This is a genomic window from Paenibacillus sp. CFBP13512, assembly GCF_005233705.1.
GTDB lineage: Bacteria > Bacillota > Bacilli > Paenibacillales > Paenibacillaceae > Saccharibacillus > Saccharibacillus nuruki.
This window is the reverse complement of the sequence record NZ_QGAD01000009.1, coordinates 169,642-184,546: the sequence shown is the minus strand read 5'-3', so window position 1 is coordinate 184,546 and position 14,905 is coordinate 169,642. Positions and strand designations below refer to the sequence as shown.

Annotated in this window: 13 protein-coding genes and 1 riboswitch; of the genes, 7 read left to right on the top strand and 6 right to left on the bottom strand. The window is 39.8% G+C overall.

Going from position 1 to position 14,905, the window contains the following annotated elements; genetic code table 11:
- The first annotated feature begins 82 nt into the window (after nt 1-82).
- Nucleotides 83-1,528: a DEAD/DEAH box helicase gene (locus tag PaeCFBP13512_RS14790; RefSeq protein WP_137224067.1), complete on the top strand. Its 1,446-nt coding sequence runs from the start codon at nt 83-85 to the stop codon at nt 1,526-1,528.
- A gap of 94 nt (nt 1,529-1,622) precedes the next feature.
- Here PaeCFBP13512_RS14790 and PaeCFBP13512_RS14785 read toward each other — a convergent pair whose 3' ends face one another.
- A complete protein-coding gene (locus PaeCFBP13512_RS14785) occupies nt 1,623-2,501 on the bottom strand; it encodes an Rpn family recombination-promoting nuclease/putative transposase (protein WP_137224065.1) in 879 nt (292 codons plus the stop codon).
- A 256-nt stretch (nt 2,502-2,757) separates the two neighbouring features.
- On the opposite strand from PaeCFBP13512_RS14785, the gene PaeCFBP13512_RS14780 reads away from it, so the two are divergent.
- Nucleotides 2,758-3,852 carry a metallophosphoesterase gene (locus PaeCFBP13512_RS14780; protein WP_137224063.1) on the top strand — a complete coding sequence of 365 codons (1,095 nt, stop codon included), beginning with the start codon at nt 2,758-2,760 and terminating at the stop codon, nt 3,850-3,852.
- Nucleotides 3,853-3,999: 147 nt separating this feature from the next.
- Here the strand turns inward: PaeCFBP13512_RS14780 and PaeCFBP13512_RS14775 are convergent, their stop codons facing one another.
- The 5 genes from PaeCFBP13512_RS14775 to PaeCFBP13512_RS14755 all read right to left on the bottom strand — a co-directional run bounded on the left by PaeCFBP13512_RS14775 (nt 4,000) and on the right by PaeCFBP13512_RS14755 (nt 8,944).
- Nucleotides 4,000-5,892 carry an FtsX-like permease family protein gene (locus PaeCFBP13512_RS14775; protein WP_137224062.1) on the bottom strand — a complete coding sequence of 631 codons (1,893 nt, stop codon included), beginning with the start codon at nt 5,890-5,892 and terminating at the stop codon, nt 4,000-4,002.
- The gene (locus PaeCFBP13512_RS14770; RefSeq protein ID WP_137224060.1) at nt 5,867-6,631 is read right to left on the bottom strand and encodes an ABC transporter ATP-binding protein; all 765 of its coding nucleotides are present in this window, start codon (nt 6,629-6,631) and stop codon (nt 5,867-5,869) included. The genes PaeCFBP13512_RS14775 and PaeCFBP13512_RS14770 overlap by 26 nt, the downstream gene beginning before the upstream one ends.
- 100 nt (nt 6,632-6,731) lie before the next feature.
- The gene (locus PaeCFBP13512_RS14765; protein WP_137224058.1) at nt 6,732-7,727 is read right to left on the bottom strand and encodes a sensor histidine kinase; all 996 of its coding nucleotides are present in this window, start codon (nt 7,725-7,727) and stop codon (nt 6,732-6,734) included.
- Nucleotides 7,724-8,431: a response regulator transcription factor gene (locus tag PaeCFBP13512_RS14760; RefSeq protein ID WP_137224056.1), complete on the bottom strand. Its 708-nt coding sequence runs from the start codon at nt 8,429-8,431 to the stop codon at nt 7,724-7,726. The genes PaeCFBP13512_RS14765 and PaeCFBP13512_RS14760 overlap by 4 nt, the downstream gene beginning before the upstream one ends.
- Before the next feature lie 144 nt (nt 8,432-8,575).
- Nucleotides 8,576-8,944: a YxeA family protein gene (locus tag PaeCFBP13512_RS14755; RefSeq protein WP_137224054.1), complete on the bottom strand. Its 369-nt coding sequence runs from the start codon at nt 8,942-8,944 to the stop codon at nt 8,576-8,578.
- Nucleotides 8,945-9,126: 182 nt separating this feature from the next.
- Between PaeCFBP13512_RS14755 and PaeCFBP13512_RS14750 the strand changes: the two genes are divergently transcribed.
- From PaeCFBP13512_RS14750 to PaeCFBP13512_RS14725, 5 genes are all read left to right on the top strand, one after another.
- Nucleotides 9,127-10,158: a YdcF family protein gene (locus PaeCFBP13512_RS14750; protein ID WP_241669390.1), complete on the top strand. Its 1,032-nt coding sequence runs from the start codon at nt 9,127-9,129 to the stop codon at nt 10,156-10,158.
- Nucleotides 10,159-10,275: 117 nt separating this feature from the next.
- Nucleotides 10,276-11,022, top strand: coding sequence for a dihydroorotate dehydrogenase electron transfer subunit (locus PaeCFBP13512_RS14745; RefSeq protein WP_137224052.1), 747 nt, complete (start codon nt 10,276-10,278; stop codon nt 11,020-11,022).
- Nucleotides 11,003-11,935 carry a dihydroorotate dehydrogenase gene (locus PaeCFBP13512_RS14740; protein ID WP_137224050.1) on the top strand — a complete coding sequence of 311 codons (933 nt, stop codon included), beginning with the start codon at nt 11,003-11,005 and terminating at the stop codon, nt 11,933-11,935. Before PaeCFBP13512_RS14745 ends, PaeCFBP13512_RS14740 begins: the two co-directional genes overlap by 20 nt.
- A 574-nt stretch (nt 11,936-12,509) precedes the next feature.
- Nucleotides 12,510-12,613, top strand: a riboswitch (purine riboswitch).
- Between the two features lie 182 nt (nt 12,614-12,795).
- Nucleotides 12,796-13,428 carry a xanthine phosphoribosyltransferase gene (locus PaeCFBP13512_RS14730; RefSeq protein WP_137224046.1) on the top strand — a complete coding sequence of 211 codons (633 nt, stop codon included), beginning with the start codon at nt 12,796-12,798 and terminating at the stop codon, nt 13,426-13,428.
- Entirely contained in the window at nt 13,422-14,783 is a 1,362-nt protein-coding gene (locus PaeCFBP13512_RS14725) for a nucleobase:cation symporter-2 family protein (RefSeq protein ID WP_137224044.1), read from the top strand. The genes PaeCFBP13512_RS14730 and PaeCFBP13512_RS14725 overlap by 7 nt, the downstream gene beginning before the upstream one ends.
- Nucleotides 14,784-14,905: the final 122 nt, after the last annotated feature.

Below are 14,905 nucleotides of genomic sequence, written 5' to 3'. Positions count from 1 at the left end.
ATCCAAGTAAGTGTATGTTCATTATTCAGCATGTTGGGTCGAGTGATCGAACATGTTAATTTATAAAAAGAAGAGGTATTTCATGAGTCAGTCTAATTTTGAAGAGTATGGATTAAGTGAAGATATTTTAAAAGCATTACAACAACTGGGCTATACACAGCCTACTGAAGTACAGCAAAAAGTCATTCCAGTTGCACTAGAGCGCCAAGATCTTGTCGTGAAATCGCAAACCGGTAGTGGTAAAACGGCTGCCTTCGGGATTCCATTGTGTGAGCTAGTGGATTGGAACGAAAATAAACCACAAGCGTTAGTCTTAACCCCTACACGCGAGCTTGCTGCACAGGTGAAAGAAGATATTACAAATATCGGGCGCTTTAAGCGAATCAAAGCGACAGCCGTTTACGGAAAACAACCTTATGCGAAGCAAACACTTGAATTAAAACAGAAAAGTCATGTCGTTGTCGGTACACCTGGACGTGTATTGGATCATATTCAGCGGGGCACACTGGCTTTGGATAAAATAGAATTCCTCATTATCGATGAAGCCGATGAAATGTTAAATATGGGCTTTATTGAACAGGTTGAAAATATTATCAAAGCATTGCCTAAAGATCGGACGACATTGCTGTTCTCTGCAACGTTGCCGCAAGATATCGAACGTCTATGTCACCGTCATATGCGTCAGCCTGAGCATATTGAGATTCAAGCGACAGGGCTTACGACAGCAACGATTGAACATGCGTTATGTGAAGTAAAAGATGCAGACAAATTCACATTATTGCAAGATATTACAGTCGTCGAAAATCCAGATAGCTGTATTATTTTCTGTCGTACACAGGATAACGTGAATATGGTAAGTGAGCGGTTAACCGCTAATGATTACACATGTGCTAAGATTCATGGCGGAATGCTGCAAGAAGATCGCTTTGCTGTGATGGAAGATTTCAAACGTGGACAATTCCGTTATCTGGTAGCAACCGATGTGGCTGCTCGTGGAATTGATATCGACAATATTACACATGTGATCAACTATGATCTACCGCTGGAAAAAGAAAGCTATGTGCATCGTACAGGACGAACAGGACGTGCAGGCAAAAGCGGTCTAGCGATCACTTTTGTGACTCCGTTTGAAGATAAATTTTTGCGTGAAATTCAAGATTATATCGGATTTGCCATTCCGCATAAAGAAGCTCCTGATGCGGTAGAAGTGGATCGTGCGCGTGAAGCTTTTGAAGGTAAAATGGGGATTCGTGCAGAACGTAAACCTGCCAAAAGTGAGCAGTTGAACAAAGAAATTATGAAATTGTACTTTAATGGTGGCAAAAAGAAAAAACTGCGTGCTGTCGATTTCGTAGGGACGATTGCTCGTATCGAAGGCGTAACCGCTGAAGATATTGGAATTATTACGATTCAAGATAATGTGACGTATGTTGAGATTCTGAACGGTAAAGGTCCTCATGTTTTGAAAGTGATGAAGGATACCACTGTCAAAGGTAAACTACTCAAAGTGCATAAAGCGTTGAAATAAAGTTGAAAAAAAGAGCCTATCACTATTGATAGGCTCTTACTTATTTTATGAATTTAAAAAACATGTAGTAACTACGTTTATTTGAGATTTAGACTCAGGATAGAGAACGAATATCTTCTTGAGATAAACCGGTTGCTTTGGCAATCACTTCAATATCTAATCCAAGAGAAAGCATGTTGCGAGCCATGTCTAATTGAGCTTGATATTTCCCTTGTTCGATTCCTTTTTGAAAACCAGCTTCGACGCCACGGCGTTCGCCTTCTGCCATTGCAGAATCGACAAGTGAAGCTTCATCATGCAAAAATTTCTGGCGAGCTTCATAGCGCATACGAGCTTCACGATCCTGACTTAAAAATTCCAGAGTAGTCATCGCTTTTTTTAATTCAGGTTCATTCATAGATAGCACCTCCCAGTGTGATGGATCAGTACCTTTAAGAAACAATAACCAATTGATCAGTGGACTTCCTTCTAATGGAGTAGTCATCTGCTCTAACTTGGGTAGTTCAAGAAAGTGAATCTCAATATCATCTAGTAATGAAATATGTGTTCGATCTTCACGTAAATGAAATACATTATGATACTGATCATTGGGCAACAGAGAATAATTTAATACATTAATCGTAACACATTTTTGTAATGTTCTGTAGGCGTTTCCTTCGAGCAACTGATTCGAATACTGCTTGCTCCAGTAGAACAGAGTACGCTTTTCAGTATCATATTTGTTAAATAGTTGCATCTCCACATTGATTAATTCGCCTTCCTCTGTACGTGCATGAATATCAAAAATCGATTGCTTATCCAAAGGCGAATCTTTATCTGTATAAGGATTGAGCAACAAAATTTCAGAAAGAGAAGGTTTATTCGCTTCTTTAAAAATGTGGTTGAGAAACGTAAGTAATACGTCTTTGTTCTTTTCACTACCAAAAATACGTTTGAATAAAAAATCATTTTTGGGATCAAGTAGTTCAGACACAGGATAGTAACCTCCGATAGCTAAGTAAGTAGTAGAATGAAGTCTATATTAGTATGTAATTACGTATATTATAGCGTAATTAAGTTCTAAAATAAATCTTTTTTACTGCAATAAATTCGTATTTACGTATTTTTATAATCGAGAATTAAATTATACTTTTATCATTTGGTACATGATTGTATATCGTATATACTTATATAGAGATAGTAACAAGCAAAAAGTAATCATTATAAAATAGAGACAGGAGTCAACCTATTTGTTAATCGGAATCATTATTTTTGTTGTGTATAATCTGATCTTGCTGTATATGGGATGGAATGGTTGGGTATGGTTTGGACAGGTGTTACCAGATCATCATTTTGTAAGATATATCTTTGTTGTGGTGCTGCTTATTTTAGCTTATTCATTCTTCTTGAACTTCTGGGTACGTGAAAGTATCACCATTAAGTTAATAAGTGCAGTCTGGTTTATGATGTTATACATTTTGATATTGTGGCTACCCGTAATGAACTTAGGAGTATTGATAACTCGTTTTACATCCTTATCTCAACATCTAGTCATTGTATGGGCGGGATGGAGTACATTGCTTGTGTTTGTGATTGTAGCGACTATCGGAATGTTTAATGCTTATAGTCCTGTCGTACGTAACTATGATATTCAGATCGATAAGCCGGTGACAGGCAAGTCAGACATGAAAGTCATTGTGGTATCCGATACCCATTTCGGTGTACTATCCAATGAATCTCATGCGAGACGAATGGTAAAAATGATCAACGAATTAAAGCCGGATCTGGTATTATTTCCGGGCGATGTGATCGACGATAATTTACCGTACTTTGTCAAAACCGATATTCCGAATATTCTTAAAGGGATCGAAGCCCCTGTATACACGTCTCTTGGGAATCATGATCGTTTTGAAAAAGGGATCAATCTGATTCAAGTATTAGATGATAGTGATCTGAATATCCTCTATGATGAATCGATTGTGCTCGATAATGGAATCACACTGGTCGGTCGTCAAGATTACAGCGATCGTCCGCGTGCAGAATTAGCGAAGTTGCTAGAATCGGTTGATCATTCGAAGCCGATTATTGTGATGGATCATCAACCATATGAACTGGATGCTGAGCAGAAATTAGGAACCGATCTAGTCGTCTCCGGTCATACCCATCGTGGACAGGTCGCTCCAGCACAGTTGATTACGAATCGTATCTATGAGAATGATTGGGGCTATTTGCAAAAAGGACAGCTTCATTCGATTGTATCGTCAGGATATGGATTCTGGGGAACACCGATGCGAATAGGCACACGTTCAGAGATCGTCGAAATTGATATTCATTTCCAAAAATAAAATCAGATCCGATACAGCACTTGATTAACATCATGCTGTACGTATCCTATGTAGTGACAATATACGTAAAAAGCTTCCTGATGACACGCCAGCGAATGGTGGTGAACAGGAAGCTTTTTTGTTATGTTATTGCATGTATTTTAACATCTAGCGCAAAGCCGATTTTACTTGTCCGATATAAAAGTGACGTACAATAAAGAAGTAAACCATTTGTATAAGTAAGAAAATACCTAGTACAATACTGGATTCTTTGAGCAAGGAATAGTGGAACATATTCGATAATGTAGTCAAAGCAACCGCTCCATGAATCAAAGCAACCGCAATCGGAGCGAAAAACAGTAAGGCAATCTGCCAGTTTAACACGTTAGTTAGTTCTTTGGTGGTTAGCCCTAATTTAGAGATTGCTTTGAACTTCTGCTTATCTTCTTCTAGATCACTGTATAGACGGAAGTATAAGAAGCTACCTGCGGAGACAAAAAATACAATACCGATAAATAAACTCATAAAGAGTGGTAAGCCAAATTGTTGCTTCTGGCTATATACTTCATACTCTTTAGCAAAGAAGACATAATGGGCTTGATAAGGCTTGACTGACTGTTGAATGTCTTGCGCTAATTGAATAGCCGTAGACGAATCCATTTTTCCATTCCACACATCAATTTGGTCAGTTGTCGTCGGGTGTTGTAGTTTTTGATAAAATATATCAGGGACGACGAGATACTCACTTAGCGCGGGTATAACTTGAGATAAAGTCGCTTGAGAAGCGGTCTGAATCGAAAGTCCTTTTTCTAAAGTGATGTTTTTGTTGATCAGTTCATCGTTAAAACGATTGCCAATCGTTGATGTTGTTCGAATAGCCGTTTGTTGATCAGTCAATGTTATTGTAGGCTCTCCTAACAAAGTAGCAAAGGCATTATAATCGGACATACGAACAATACTGACTTGATCCGCAGACTCAGAAATTTTATAACGTAATACGTGTAATGTAGCAGGGGTTAAGTCTATCGCATGTGTATTCAATGTATCGTTAATATACTGAAGATGTTGTGCTCGCGCAGTATCTTTGGCTGTCGAGAAATACGTTATTGGATAAGTGCTATACGATGTGGTATTAGCGATCAACACCGATTGAATACCATATAACGAACCAATCGCGCAGAATGAGACGGTCGATACAATAGCGACAAGGAAAAATGTACGAGCATTATCTTTCATCCGATAAGCAAGATCGGAAAGGAGTAACATATTGGTTTTGTACCAGAAAAAAGATTTGCGTTCTTTAAGGCGATGAATTATATATACGCTCAATTGTGTGAATAACAGATACGTTCCGATACTCACCATAATGATAATAGGCACTAGTAAATAAATCGCCTGATCACCTGAAGCACGTAGCGAGATCAAGTAACTACTTCCAATCAGCAGTATGACAATAAGTGATAACCAGATCGATGCTTTAGGTTCTCCTTTAGAGGTCTTATTGCTTTTGATCAGCGTGATTAATGTACGATTACGTAGGATAGCTGTAATAAATAAGCAGATCAACATAAACAGAATCATAAATGAAATAAACGTGATGGTGATCGCCTGTATAGGAAAATAAAAAGATAGTGTTTCTTCCAGTACAAGCATCCGTTCACCGATTAACAAAATCACTTTGGCGAACACAAGCCCCAGTCCAATTCCACCTAACGTAGCGGCAAATCCAATAATCATATTTTCCAAAAAAACCATCTGGCGTAATTGCCCTGTAGACATCCCTTGCATCATCAATAATCCAAATTCTTTTTGCCGTGATCGTAAAAAAGAACTCATTGAATAAAGTACAAAAAAGAATGAGAATACATAAATCACCCATTTGGCGGCAGATAATCCAGCAGCGGCATTTTGACTCAGTCCATTACCTTTTAACGCAGGATGATACGCAAAGATCGAAAAGGTGAAAAAGACCATAACGGTAAACATACTGCTTAGAAAATAAGCGGCATACAAGCGCTTATTACGGGCGACATTGTTATACGCGAATTGACGAAATGTCATTGGCGTGACCCCCTAGCAGTGACAAGGTATCAATAATCTTTTGGAAAAACGTCTGACGATGTTCGCCACGATGAATCTCGCTATAGAACTTACCATCTCGTATAAAAATAACACGCTGACAATAACTAGCTGCTAATGCATCATGAGTAACCAGCATCATCGTTGTCTGTTGTTCTTGATTGATCTTTTCCAGTAGTTCCATAACATCACGAGCAGACTTGGAATCCAAATTCCCTGTAGGTTCATCAGCTAGTAAAAGATGGGGAGCATGAATCATGGCGCGCGCAATAGCCGCACGTTGAGCTTGTCCGCCCGAGATTTCATAGGTGCGTTTATTCATAATCGCAGAGATGCCTAATTGTTCGGCGATGATGGCTGCTTTGGATTTCATTTCGCTAACTTTAGCACCATCGAGTGTAAGAGGTAGAACAATATTTTCTTCGACCGTTAACGTATGCAGTAGATTGAAGTCTTGAAATACAAACCCTAATTCCCGTCTTCTAAACTTCGCAAGTTCATTTTTATTCAGTTGATTAATATTACGATCATGGATCAAAATCTCGCCGGTTGTTGGTTCGTCGATGGTAGCAATCATATTCAGTAGGGTCGTTTTACCACTTCCTGATGGACCCATGATTCCGACAAATTCACCATCTTCTATCGTAAATTGAATATTAGAGAGCGCCTGATACGCTATTTTACCTTCATAGATCTTGCTAACCTGATTGACTTGTAGCATGTCATTTCCTCCTTGGTGATTGATTACATAAGTTCAGTATAGATAGAACTTGGAAGAGGAACTATCGATTTCTCTTTCAATCACCTTACAGCGGTGTAAGCTAGTGTTTACGTTGATACGATGGGAAAATAATACGTACAGTCGTACCTGCATCTACCGTCGATTCTAGCTCTAACTGATGATCCAGACGCTGAGCGGCTTCACGAGTCAGATATAACCCCATCCCTGTAGATTCACGAAAACGCCGTCCATTTTCGCCGGTGAAAAAAGGTTCGAAAACGCGCTTGATATCAGAAGCAGGAATGCCTACACCCTGATCTTTCACTTCTATAACTGCTTGCTGATGACGAATATATGAAGAAATCATCACTTTATGATGAGTATGTGCAGAATATTTGACAGCGTTAATCACCAGTTGAGACAACATAAAAAATAGCCATTTCTGATCAGACTCTGTCCATAAATCACCATCTTTGATCTGTACATCAGGATACACTTGACTGCGAATAAATAGACGCTTGTGTTCTTGCACCACTTCGCGAATCACTTCAGATAAAGAGATCATGCGAATATGAAAATCCTGTTCAAATGTCCGCAATCTCGCCATATACAAAATCGTATTCAACCCTGAACTCATACGTTCTAATTCTTCACGAATACTAGCAAATTCAGGTTCATCAATATCCTGTACAGTCAGTTCGATCACTGACAAAGGCGTTTTCATCTGATGTACCCATTGGTTCATAAAGGTGAGATGTTGTTGCTGTTGCTGTTGAATCGTAGCAAGCTGTTGTTGATAATACCGATATTGCTGGCGTAACAACTGCTCTAACGCTTCTGCCACAGGAGCTTGATCCAATCGCTGTATCGAGTCATCTAACGATAGCAAAGGTTCTTGTAAGCGGCGGTAATACTGACGACGACTATAATACTGATATCCTAAATACCCACTTAACAAAAATAAGCCCAACATAATCGAATATAGTGCAGGCCCTGTATGTCGATAGCCATCCAACCAATAAATGCCCATCACCGCACTAAATTGAATGATTTGAATAATGATCAGTAGCAGATGTTCTTTGAGAAACAGCTTCATAATGAACTATCCTTATTCCAGGTGACATGCAGACGATATCCGATTCCTCGCACCGTTTCTAAAGCATCGATGAGCCCGAGGTCTAGAAACTTTTTGCGTACACGGGTGATATTGACATTAAGTGTATTTTCATCGACATACGTCTGATCATCCCATAGCTTTTCAAGTAGCGCTTCCCGGCTGGCTACCCGTGGATGCCGTTCGATCAGACTTTCGATAATATCAGCTTCCTTTTTCGTTAATAAGACGCTTTGATTGTTGTAATGAAGTTCAAGCCGTTCAGGATACAAGGCTAGACCTTCTTTGTGCCAAATCAATTCTTCATGTTTGGATGCATATTCACCATATGCACGCCGTAAATGACTGCGAATTTTCGCGATAACGATACCATAATCAAATGGTTTGGTAATATAGTCATCGGCTCCATTTTCAAGCGCCATAATCTGATCCATTTCACCTGCACGTGCAGAGATAAAGATCACCGGACAGATTGAATGTGCACGAATCTGTCTGCACCAGTAATATCCATCATAACTGGGAAGATTCACATCCAGCAGAACCAGATCAGGTTGCTCTTGTTGAAATTGTTGTAGCACATGTTCGAAGTCTGTGGTTACAATAACATGGTAGCCATATTTCACAATATACGATTGTAATAACTCAGCAATCTTACGATCATCTTCCACGATCAAAATGGTCTGCATATTTATTCGCTCCTTACATCAATGTTCTTATTCATCTTTGACATGAGAAAGAACTCTATTCTGTTCCATGTTATCGTAAATAGAAGCAGAAAGAGAGACCTTTTTTGGTGATACCTTGCATTTCAATAGAAGCTATTTGGAAGGTTAACGATGCAAATGTTGCTGTGCTAAATCGGGAATCTGCGGATAAGCTATTTCCTGATAAGAGAGCACTTCGTTATTTTTGAGGATCAATTGTAGATAAGCACCTTCCCGTAATGGATGTATACCGGAAAATGTAATCGTTTGAGCGTTTCCTTTGTCATCCCATGCGGGTAATGTGTATTCGACAGTACTGTCTGATGAAGAAGATTGGGTAGATGATGAATGATGAACCTGTACATAATAATGCTGCTTGGGTATCCACGGATTAAGCTTAGCAAGATCCCGTTCAGATAATTGACTAACCAGTGTAATCACAAGCAATATAAAGATCGTAAGTACAAATAGTAAAAGCTTGGTTCCGTTACGCATAGTGATTTTTCCTTTCGTATAGCAATACTACCGTTCACTTTACGCTTAACAGATAAGTGACACTATCGATTTGCCTTACGTCTATCTTACGGCGTTGTAAGTTAATGTATAACTTGAACTCGATATGCTAAAAAAGAAAAAGGACGACCAGAAACGGAACATAGACAACAGGAGGAAGATACGTGATTTATATATACAGTTTGACTGTTTTTTTTCTTATCTTGTTCGTTATCAATTACGCAATCGATCAGCGGCGGGTACGAAATGGAGTCTTTCTGACGATAGGAATATTGCTACTTTTATTCAGTTCAATTGTGTATGCAATTAGTAATCTGGATGGCGTTATTCCCTATATCGGTCTGCTATTAGTGCTTATTTTGCTACTACTTTCGCCTGTGATGTTGTTAGTGATTGGAATAGCACTGATCTACAATGGACGAACGCTATTATCCAAAGAAGGCTGGAAATTACCTAACTTGCTATCTTTGCTTGCGGGGATTGGTATTGCCACTTTGCCAGTGATTACTTTTCTTATGCCTTCAGTTGGTATTTTGCAACCATTTATTATTTTTATCCAATTGTGTTTTGTTTATTATGGGTTTTTATTTATCTGTTATCTTGCCTCTTCGATATTGTACAACCTCAATCGAGTGAAGCTTCGTCAAGAATTTATGATCATTTTAGGAAGTGGATTAATCAAAGATCGTGTTCCTCCTTTATTAGCGAGTCGTATTGATCGTGCGATTGCTTTTTATGATCGTCAACGCAAAATACATACACCGCCTCTATTTGTTGCTTCTGGTGGACAAGGTAGTGATGAGACGGTTGCTGAAGCTGAAGCGATACGTGACTATCTATTGTCCAAAGGTATCCCCAATGACCATATTATTGTCGAAAATCAATCGGTTAATACGCTACAAAATATGCAATTTTCCAAACAAAAAATGGATGAACGCATGGCAGGAAAATCATATTCCTGTGTTTTTGTGACGAACAATTTCCATTTATTCCGTGCTGGTATCTATGCACGAGAAGCAGGAATCAACGGTGATGGTGTCGGCTCACGTACTGCTTTTTATTATTTGCCGAATGCATTTATCCGTGAATATATAGCTATTCTAGTGATGTACAAAAAAGTCCATGTGATGATGACCGCATTGATTTTACTAACGGTTGTGGGGCTGAGTCTGTTCAATATCAATCTGGTACGTTAAAAAGATCTAGATTCAAAAAAGATCTAAATGCAAAAAATCAAAAGACTGTGAAAATAGTTACAACCAAATACTACACTTCCCTGTAAGATAGTGAACGGTGAAAAGGGGGAAGTGTGTATGGCGAATATTATATCGAATATACAAGTAGCTCCAAGCGTGTATGTGATCAAGGTAGCAGGGCAATGGGCAGGAGGCATGGGGCAATTTTATATGGTGCGACCTTGTGCTATGCAAGGGATAGCGATGACCGATCCTTTGTTATCTCGCCCACTAAGTATTCACGATCAAGGCGATGATTATATCGCTTTTTTGTATAGAGTGAAAGGTAGAGGGACCACGTTACTTGCGAATGTACAAGCAGGGCAAGAGATTCAACTGTCCGGCCCTTTTGGAAATGGATTCCCGATCGTAGATGAGCATGAATCGGTTGCTCTCGTTGGTGGCGGAATGGGTGTAGCGCCACTACTATTAGCCGCCAAGCATTACCATCAAGCAGAGATTTATTTAGGATTTAATCATCAGTCTTTTGCAGTTGAATCGTTCGAGCAGATGGTAGATAGAGCCGATCAGATTCATATCACTCAAGGACAATATCATCAGATAACTGATATCATTGATCCTACATTGTATTCAGTAATTATGGCATGTGGACCTGCGGGAATGTTACAAGCATTGGCGGAGAAAATAAAAGCAATGCGTGCTTCCACATTACTCTATATCTCAACTGAGAAAAGAATGGCATGTGGCATCGGCGCTTGTCTGACATGCTCCATCCAGACGGTTCATGGGAATCGGCGTGTCTGTAAAGAAGGCCCTGTATTTACAGCCGAGGAGGTGAATTGGAATGACCTCTCTCATATGTAATCTAGCAGGTGTTGCTTTACGTAATCCGATTATCATGGCTTCGGGAACTTTTGGATTTGGACGAGAATACGGTGAACTTTACGATCTCAGTATACTTGGCGGTATAGCCAGCAAAGGTCTGACGTTGCATCCACGTTCAGGCAATACCGGTTGTCGGGTACAAGAGACACCTTCAGGCATGATGAACAGTGTCGGTCTGGAGAATCCAGGAGTCGCTTCTTTTTTGGAAAATGAATTAGATCAACTGGTAGCCAGCAATACAGCTGTGATTGCCAATTTGGGTGGAGCGAATCTGGAAGAATACGTAAATGGTGCGGCGCAGATCAGCGAAGCTTGTGACTTACGTCAACGTCAGGGACAACAAGCGGTCGATCTTTTAGAACTAAATATTTCGTGCCCTAATGTCAAAGAAGGCGGTATTCAATTCGGAGTAGATACCGAAGTGGCTCGCCAGATTGTGCGAGAAGTCAGACAGGTTACTTCTATTCCATTAATGGTCAAATTATCGCCCAATGCACAGGATATTGTAGCGATGGCGTATATGTGTGAGCAAGAAGGTGCAGATGCGGTATCACTCGTAAATACCTTTTCGGCGATGAAGATTGATATTTATCAGCGACGCAGTGCTTTTCATAATATGTATGCAGGTCTATCTGGCCCTGCGATCAAGCCGATTGCTTTGCGGATGGTGCATCAAGTCTCCCATGCTGTATCGATTCCAGTCGTAGGGATGGGCGGTATTAGCTCTGTAGAAGATATCGTTGAATACATTATGGCTGGAGCGGAAGCTGTGCAGATCGGGACGTATAATTTTGTGAATTTGCATGCAGGCGAAGAATTAGTCGCAGGTCTTACCGCTTGGATGGAAAAAGAAAAGGTGCAATCGCTAGATGAGATTCGTGGAATAGTGTGATACTGTTTAGAAGTATTTTATAACTATAGTATTACAATTTACGATGTAGGAGGAGAGCAAATTGATATACATTTATTACATTTGGATGATGGCATCTGCTATTCTTTCTTCCTACGGAGTAATCGTGCATTGGCCAAGTAGTTCTTTGTCAAATGAGTTCTTATTATTTTATGATCTCGCCATATTGATTATATTTATGCCTGCTTTCTATATTTTATTTTTCTCTACGTTATTACAAGTTATTTTATATTTCAATTCGCATCCCAAAAGAGTGAAAATGTATATAGGTAGTGTATATATCCTTAATTTTGTAGTATTGATGATCATCTTAGGATACAAAGAATATGTGATTTCGGGTATATTTATTGTGTTTGTAGCTTCTACTATCGGGTTAGCTCATTTGTTTATCTCTGTTCTATTGAATCCTATATTGAAGCAGAAAATAATTTGAAAAAATGGTTTGTCGAAGTAGAATAGGTTATAAAAAAATGCCTTCTTATGAAAATATGAAAATTATTCTTGAAACGTTACATGAATACGTGTAGTATACATATATAATTTTATACAGATTGTGCGAGAAATCGGCAATCGACCTCATATAATATTGGGAATATGGCCCAAAAGTTTCTACCGGATCACCACTGTAATGATCTGACTATGAGTGAAGCATGTATTTGGCATTGCGATAACGTTCGCTTTGGATCAATACATTGTTATGCAGATCGTATTTTTATAATTGGACATGATGATTATAGATGATCGATACAGACAGACTTCACTTGAGAGCAATCACTCAAGGAGGTCTGTCTTTTTTTATTTCCCCCTCAAATCGCACTGTTATTCTAAAGGAGAGAAACCATATGAAAGCATTACAAGAACGAATTCGTCAGGAAGGACAGATTTTGTCCGAAAAAGTATTGAAAGTGGACTCATTTCTTAACCATCAGGTAGATACAGCATTAGCCGTTGAGATCGGCAAAGAATTTGCTCGGCTTTTCGCCCATGAGAAGATTACTAAAGTATTAACGATTGAAGCAAGCGGTATCCAATTTGCAATGGCAACAGGAATCGCTTTAGGTGTCCCTTTTGTATATGCCAAAAAGAAAAAAGCAATTACTCAAGGAGATGTGGTCTACGCGGCATCTGTACATTCTTTTACCAAGCAAGAAACGTATCAGGTCACGATTGTACAAAGTTATCTCAATAAAGAAGATCGCATCTTAATCGTTGATGATTTCTTAGCAACAGGAGCAGCACTAGTGGGCTTGGCTGATATCGTAGAAGCTTCAGGAGCGACACTGGTTGGTGTGGGTTGTGTGATTGAGAAGACGTTCCAGGAAGGACGAGGATTACTGGAAGAACGCCAGATTCCGATTCAATCGTTAGCACGTATTTCATCAATGTCCCCAGAGCATGTTGATTTTATTGATGAGACACCACTGGTACCTGATCTGGTAACGGTAGCCTCTAGAAATGAGGAGTCTTCATGTTAAGTAGACGCAAAATATTTACATTAGGGCTTCAGCACGTCATGGCGATGTATGCAGGAGCGATTGCTGTACCGCTTATTGTGGGTGGAGCACTTCATCTGACTGCTGAACAAATGGCATATCTGATCGCCGCCGATTTATTTACGTGCGGGATTGCTACATTATTACAAGTGCTGGGTACACGTTATTTTGGTAGTGGATTACCTGTTGTTTTGGGATGTACATTTACTGCTGTAGGCCCGATTATTGCGATTGCTTCAACCTCTAATCTCGCCACCGCCTATGGAGCGATTATTTTATCTGGACTGTTCGTGGTCTTGATCGCTCCACTGTATGGTCGATTGCTTCGCTTTTTCCCAAAAATCGTAACCGGTTCGGTAGTAACGATTATCGGATTGTCTTTGATTCCAGTTGCGATGAACAATGTAGCAGGCGGACAAGGAAGCAGTGACTTTGGTGCACCTCGCAATCTGATGCTGGCCCTGATAACGTTATTAGTGATTTTATTGGTGAATCGTTTGGCTAAAGGATTTTTACGCTCGATTTCGGTATTGGTTGGATTATTTGTTGGTACTGTGGTCGCTTACAGTATGGGCATGGTGCATTTCGGATCAGTCGGCGAAGCTTCGTGGGTACGGGTTGCTCAACCTTTCTACTTCGGCATACCGGAATTTAGCTTAACCGCGATTGTCACGATGGTGATTGTGAATATTGTAAGTATGGTGGAATCGACAGGAGTATATATTGCTGTTGGTAAAGCGATTGAACAGAAAGTGGAGCAAAAGCAGATCGTCAATGGACTACGTTCTGAAGGTCTTGCGATTATGCTAGGCGGATTTTTCAATGCTTTCCCTTATACAGCATTCTCTCAAAATGTAGGTCTGATATCGCTCACGAAAGTCAAAACACGTAATGTGATTTTTGCGGCATCGGGTATTATGATCGTACTTGGTTTATTGCCTAAATTAGCAGCACTCACGACGGTTATTCCAAATGCTGTATTAGGCGGAGCCATGATCGTGATGTTCGGATCGGTAGCGGCATCGGGGATCTCGATTCTGTCTGAAGTGAATCTGCGTAATGATCGTAATCTGATGATCGTGGCATGTAGTATTGCTGTCGGATTAGGTTCAGCAGTATTGCCAGATATGTTCGGACAACTGCCAAGCTTTGCACAGACATTATTGCAAAATGGAATCGTGACCGGTTCGATCACAGCAGTACTGCTAAATATTATTTTATCGCGCAAAGGCGAAATGTTTGACAACGCTGAAGAAGATGAAACAACCAGTGGAATGGCTTCAGATGCAGGAGATAGCACGCAGATGAAAACAGGAATTTCTTCACAAACCACCTAAACGATAAATATAACAAGATATCAACCGTTACTGTGCAAAAGGCAGTAACGGTTTTTTGTTGTTGTTCGGTCATCGTTGAAAATACATAGGTTCTCAGCTAACAGTTGGTCAAAGCAAGCAAA